Origin of the sequence: Proteus sp. fly-1008 (assembly GCF_040140305.1) — a bacterium.
GTDB classification, from domain to species: Bacteria; Pseudomonadota; Gammaproteobacteria; order Enterobacterales; family Enterobacteriaceae; genus Proteus; species Proteus vulgaris_B.
The window spans coordinates 113,820-119,843 of sequence record NZ_JBEEWH010000012.1; the positions used below are offsets into that span (position 1 = coordinate 113,820).

At 39.1% G+C, this 6,024-nt stretch carries 6 protein-coding genes and 2 pseudogenes; 3 read left to right on the forward strand and 5 right to left on the reverse strand.

The genetic code is table 11. From position 1 onward, the window contains the following. Positions 1-19: 19 nt before the first annotated feature. From hflD to rluE, 4 genes are all read right to left on the reverse strand, one after another. Entirely contained in the window at positions 20-649 is a 630-nt protein-coding gene (hflD, locus tag ABN256_RS16745) for a high frequency lysogenization protein HflD (protein ID WP_196553243.1), read from the reverse strand. A gap of 2 nt (positions 650-651) precedes the next feature. Beyond that, a complete protein-coding gene (gene mnmA, locus ABN256_RS16750; protein ID WP_109409358.1) occupies positions 652-1,755 on the reverse strand; it encodes a tRNA 2-thiouridine(34) synthase MnmA in 1,104 nt (367 codons plus the stop codon). A 109-nt stretch (positions 1,756-1,864) separates the two neighbouring features. Then, the gene (locus tag ABN256_RS16755) at positions 1,865-2,314 is read right to left on the reverse strand and encodes an NUDIX hydrolase (protein ID WP_197269338.1); all 450 of its coding nucleotides are present in this window, start codon (positions 2,312-2,314) and stop codon (positions 1,865-1,867) included. After that, complete coding sequence (rluE, locus tag ABN256_RS16760) at positions 2,307-2,936, reverse strand: 23S rRNA pseudouridine(2457) synthase RluE (protein WP_196553241.1); 630 nt, start codon at positions 2,934-2,936, stop codon at positions 2,307-2,309. Before rluE ends, ABN256_RS16755 begins: the two co-directional genes overlap by 8 nt. 138 nt (positions 2,937-3,074) lie before the next feature. Here rluE and icd point away from each other — a divergent pair, with 138 nt between their 5' ends. Then, positions 3,075-4,328, forward strand: coding sequence for an NADP-dependent isocitrate dehydrogenase (icd, locus tag ABN256_RS16765; protein ID WP_006537208.1), 1,254 nt, complete (start codon positions 3,075-3,077; stop codon positions 4,326-4,328). A 109-nt stretch (positions 4,329-4,437) separates the two neighbouring features. Here icd and ABN256_RS16770 read toward each other — a convergent pair. After that, positions 4,438-5,085 (reverse strand): annotated as a pseudogene (locus tag ABN256_RS16770) (tyrosine-type recombinase/integrase); the annotation flags it as partial. Here ABN256_RS16770 and ABN256_RS16775 point away from each other — a divergent pair. After that, positions 5,079-5,231: pseudogene (locus ABN256_RS16775) on the forward strand (DUF968 domain-containing protein); the annotation flags it as partial. The pseudogenes ABN256_RS16770 and ABN256_RS16775 overlap by 7 nt on opposite strands. A 27-nt stretch (positions 5,232-5,258) precedes the next feature. Beyond that, the gene (locus ABN256_RS16780; protein ID WP_349439786.1) at positions 5,259-5,657 is read left to right on the forward strand and encodes an antiterminator Q family protein; all 399 of its coding nucleotides are present in this window, start codon (positions 5,259-5,261) and stop codon (positions 5,655-5,657) included. The last annotated feature ends 367 nt before the right edge of the window (positions 5,658-6,024 follow it).

Here is a 6,024-nt window from a genome sequence, read left to right on the forward strand (position 1 = left end):
CCAGGTTGAATTTAAAGTATTAACATTGAGCGAGAAAATCATCAGCTTGTCGGATTATCGTCTTTTGATGCAATAAAAAATCAAAACGACGGCCACCAACTTGGCGCCAGAGCACGGCACTACGGATACCCGTTAATAATAACGCTCTAACTTTAGCTTGAATAATTGGGTTTTTTAACAGTTCAATAGAGCCATGAACTTGAATGCGAGGGCCTACAGGGCTAACCGCATCAACATAAACTCCAGCGAGTGCATTGAATACACCTTCGGACATAGGTTCAAAATAGCTTTTTTGGCGCTCTAATTGAGAAATTTTTTGTGATAACCGTGAACTATAATCATCATTTCGTCCGATTAAGCGCTCTAAGTTGATTAAACCTTGTTGATAAGTCATCAATTCTAGCGTTAACTTTTCTCTTCTTACTGCCTGATGAATAGCTTTCAGTGTTTGAAAGCCTAATTTTAAATGACTGATTTGATTGCCATAAACATCAAGTGTTGATGTTGGATTGAGATTAAAAATACTGTTAACCATCACTTCAACATCATTCTCGTTCGCACTACCTTGGTAAGCAATTTGCTGAACAAGACGACTTGCCTGGCAGACGCCTGCCAGTGCAAGTGTAATATCACGAAAATCTTTAGCCACGTCTACTCCTGAATACGGGTTTCAATGATACCGCCACCTAAACAGACTTCGTCTTGATAAAAGACGGCTGATTGTCCCGGCGTTACAGCAGCAACGGGATAATCAAAGCGGACTTCAATTTTATCTTCACTTAATGGTGTTACTGTACACGCAATATCAGGTTGGCGATATCGTGTTTTAACAGTACAACGGAAAGCTTCAGTAATTGGCTCTCTCGATACCCAATGTAATTGTTGAGCAATTAAGCCGACAGACATTAATCTTGGATGTTCATGACCTTGCGCCACAACAAGAATGTTATTTTCAACATCTTTATCAACGACATACCAAGGATCATCTCCACCGTCTTTTGTTCCACCAATACCTAAACCTTTACGTTGACCTAATGTGTGATACATCAATCCTTGGTGTTCACCAATAGTTTCACCGTCAACAGTGATTATAGGACCAGGTTTAGCTGGGAGGTAACGTGATAAGAAATCGGTAAATTTACGCTCACCAATAAAACAAATACCCGTTGAATCTTTTTTCTTTGCTGTTGCTAAATCAAGCTTTTCAGCGATTTTTCTAACTTCAGGTTTTTCCATTTCACCAACAGGGAAAAGGCTTTGTGCGATTTGCTCGTGACTTAACGTGTATAAGAAATAGCTCTGGTCTTTGTTATTATCGACGCCACGAAGTAATTGGCTTTTGCCATTGATATCACGACGGCGAACATAGTGGCCTGTTGCGATATAATCAGCACCTAAATCTTCTGCCGCATATTCTAAAAATGCTTTAAATTTTATTTCTTTATTGCACAGAATATCGGGGTTTGGAGTGCGACCTGCTTTATATTCAGATAAAAAATGTTCAAAAACATTATCCCAATACTCAGCGGCAAAATTGATAGTATAAAGTTCAATGCCAAGTTTATCGCACACAGCTTGCGCATCGGCAAGATCCGTTGAAGCTGAACAATATTCTGTATCGTCGTCTTCTTCCCAGTTCTTCATAAACAGACCAACGACCTGATATCCCTGTTCCTTAAGAAGATAGGCTGAGACGGATGAATCTACGCCACCGGACATTCCTACGATGACTTTTTTTTGGCTGTTATCTGACATGACTGGATCTCACTGCGGAAAAATAAGCGCCATACTTTACCATATCACTGACACAGGTGCATCAAGTGTTGCTCTGTTTTTGATGCTTTGTTTTTCCATTCTCTGTCATTTAGTTAAAGGGGGCGCCAAAGCTAGTTAAAATAGACAGAGGGTAACATTCACCTTGTTGATAACATAACAGGCTTTCTCTTACTAAAGGCGAGCGTAATTGCTGGCTTTGGATAATTTCATCTGCGCTAACCCAGTGACAACAATTGATATCGCTATCATTAGGGTGAGTTTCAAATTGTTCTTGTGCTTCAATTAGAAAGAGAAAACGTAAAAAAGGGGTTTTATCAGGGGCAATCCATTGATGTAATTTAAGAAAATATTGAACAGGAAGTGTTAATCCTGTTTCTTCCCATAACTCACGTTGAACGGCTTGGATAAGTGTTTCATTGGCTTCAAGGTGCCCCGCAGGTTGATTCCACGTTGCTTTTCCATTGACAGTTTCTTCAACAACGAGAAACTTATTTTGCGCATGAACAATACACGCGACAGTCACATGAGGTTTAAACAAAATCAATCTCCTTCCATTCACCGGGTAATAAATTATCCAATGCAATATTTCCCATACTAAAGCGGATCAAGCGTAATGTAGGATAACCAATATGAGCCGTCATTCGCCTTACTTGCCGGTTTTTACCTTCAAATAAGGTAATTTTTAGCCAAGTTGTGGGAATAGTTTGGCGTTCTCTAATAGGCGGATTTCTCTCCCATAGCCATTCGGGTTGCTCAACTATTTCGACTTGAGCTGGCAATGTTTTGCCATCTTTAAGCTCTAATCCATCTCGGAATTGTTGTAATGCTACTGTACAAGGAACACCTTCTACCTGAGCATAGTAGATTTTTCCTGTTTTTTTACCTGGTTGTGTTAATTTTGCTTGTAGCTTTCCATCATTTGTTAAGACTAAAAGTCCTTCACTGTCTCTATCTAAACGTCCAGCTGCGTAAATGTCACGAATTGGAATAAAATCTTTTAGTGTTTTTCTGCCACTTTCATCGGTAAATTGGACTAGCACATCAAAGGGTTTATTAAAGATAACCACTTTGCGCTCACCTCTAGGGCGTACTGCTTTCTTCTGTGCTGATGGAGTATGGTATTTTTTCGATTTAGCACTATTTTTAAATTGATTTGGCATAGTTAATTTTTGTAAAAAATGGGAGATTGATTATACCTTAAAAGAGAAGCGATTGGCGTTAGCTGAATAATCAAGTAGTATTGACAGGTCTCTTACAAAAAATTAACAAAGCGTGCGCTTACATGAAAGGAGAGGTAAATGGAAAGCAAAGTAGTTGTTCCGGCTAATGGCGCTAAAATTACACTAGATGCTAAAGGTAAGCTTGTTGTTCCAAATAATCCGGTTATCCCTTATATCGAAGGGGATGGTATCGGTATCGATGTCACGCCAGCAATGTTAAAAGTTGTTGATGCAGCAGTTGAGAAAGCTTACGGCAAAGAACGTAAGATTGAGTGGATGGAAGTCTACACCGGTGAGAAATCAACACAGGTATATGGTAAAGATGTTTGGTTACCAGAAGAAACCTTAGATCTTATCCGTGAATATCGTGTTTCTATTAAAGGTCCTCTTACTACCCCAGTTGGCGGTGGTATCCGTTCATTAAACGTTGCATTACGTCAACAACTCGACCTCTATATTTGCCTACGCCCAGTACGTTACTATAAAGGCACACCAAGCCCAGTTAAACAACCTGAACTAACTGATATGGTTATCTTCCGTGAAAACTCAGAAGATATCTATGCAGGTATTGAATGGAAAGCGGGCTCAGCAGAAGCTGATAAAGTAATTAAATTCCTGCAAAATGAAATGGGTGTTACCAAAATCCGCTTCCCACAAGATTGTGGTATTGGTATCAAGCCTTGTTCAGAAGAAGGGACTAAGCGCTTAGTTCGTGCGGCGATTGAATACGCGATTGATAATGACCGTGATTCAGTCACTCTGGTACACAAAGGTAATATTATGAAATTTACCGAAGGTGCCTTTAAAGACTGGGGTTATGAATTAGCACGCGAAGAGTTTGGTGGTGAATTATTAGATGGTGGTCCTTGGGTTAAAATTAAAAATCCAAAATCAGGTAAAGAGATCATCGTTAAAGACGTTATCGCCGACGCATTCTTGCAACAGATCCTGCTACGCCCAGCAGAATATGATGTTATTGCATGTATGAACCTAAATGGTGACTATATTTCTGATGCATTAGCTGCGCAAGTTGGTGGTATCGGTATTGCACCAGGTGCAAATATTGGTGACGAGTGTGCATTATTTGAAGCAACACACGGCACAGCACCTAAATATGCAGGTCAAGATAAAGTTAACCCAGGCTCAATTATCCTTTCCGCGGAAATGATGCTACGCCACATGGGTTGGACAGAAGCTGCTGACTTAATCATTAAAGGTATGGAAGGCGCGATTGCCGCTAAGACCGTAACTTATGATTTCGAACGTCAGTTAGAAGGCGCTAAACTGCTGAAATGTAGCGAGTTTGGTGACGCGATTATCAAACATATGTAATTGTTGATTTGATAAATAGTTAACGGGAGCTTATTAGTTCCCGTTTATTTTTTGTACTATAAAATTCTTCCCCAAAATATCCCCAAAACTCTTCCCCAAAACTGTTCAATTAAACAGCAATAATTTGCCATTCTTTGCCTCTATCATCATGGTATTTATCAGTCATATTTTGTGTTTTATGCCCCAATAATTTTTGTGTATTAATTCCTTGCTCACGATAAAGTCGTTCTGATAAAGAACGCTGTTCATGGAAAGTAGGTGCCGTACCTTTTTCCCAAGTTAACCCACATTTATCTCGTGCTTTTTTAAATGTTGTGGTTAACGTATTTGGCGTGACTTGTTCGCCTCGTTTCGCTTGTGCGGTGGTATGCCGATAATGCATGAGATATTTACTTACAACAGCATCACGACATTGAGTAACAACATCTCTTAAGGAGAGATTGATAGCTTCACATTTTAGCGAGAGAGGGATGGCTAACTTACTGCCTGTCTTCTCTTGCTGTATATGCAACATATCATCCCAAATATCAGAGAATTTCATTTTACAGATATCACCGATCCGCTGACCTGTGGTTAAAGCCAACAACATGCCACATTGCAGGTAAGGAGGGTGGTTTTTAGCTTGCTGATAAATAGTGCGCCATTCGTCCAATGTCATGCGTTCTCTTTTCACTCTGTTCCGTGGTTGTTTAGTTGCTTTCGCAGGATTGTAACCAGGCGGAACATAGCCAGCATGTTGAGCTTCTTTAGAAAGCTCATGACTTATTCACTATTCCATTATGTCGGCAACATCATGATGAGTTGCATCGTGATCCGAAATTGTGGGAAGCCAATTATGGTAACCAAATCGAATTGTTATTTTCTTTTTTAAACCGTTCATTAGGAATGGGGGCATTGGTTTAACGTGTATACGGCACGGGGAGTATTAGTATGAGAGATATGCAGGAAGTTTTATCACGTTGGGGAGCGTGGTCAGCTAATGAGGGAAATAGTATCGATTACTCATCAATTGCCGCAGGTTTTAAAGGATTGATTCCAAGCTCAAGACGAAGCCGAGAGCAATGTTCTGATGATGATGGCTTAAAAATAAATAAAGCGGTATTACATTTAAAGGTAAATAATAGTTACTTGTTTCAGTTGGTTATTATGTATTATGTGAAGAATTATCCTTTGCGTTCAATGGCTTCAAAACTCGGTATTTCTCATAATGAAGTGGCTAAGCGATTGCAGACAGCGGAAGGCTTTATTGAGGGATGTTTATTGGTTGATAACGTAAAATTAGATATAGATAAAATAATTAGGAAATGCCACATTTATAGTCTTGCGTAATTACAAAACACAATATATTGTTTTGTTGTTACATGAGTTATCTATTAAAAACCTCGTGAGTATAGCGGGGTTGTGTTTTTTAGGGGCATACTTAAGCTGATTTACCGCTAAAAAATAAAGTTTGCTATCTGAATTTTTCTATGGCTTAATAGCGTCACTGGTTTGGAAGTACAGACCTATTTATGTTAGTAAGTTTAAAGTTGTTCCCGTTTAGCGTTATCCTCGATACCTCTTCATTGTGAATTCCTTCTAATTAATACCCATAAGTAAAAATACAAAACAAACCGCATATGCCTTATGGCAAATTAAATAAATTAAAGGAAATTCTATGTCTAATACAATGACTGGTACAGTAAAATGGTTCGAT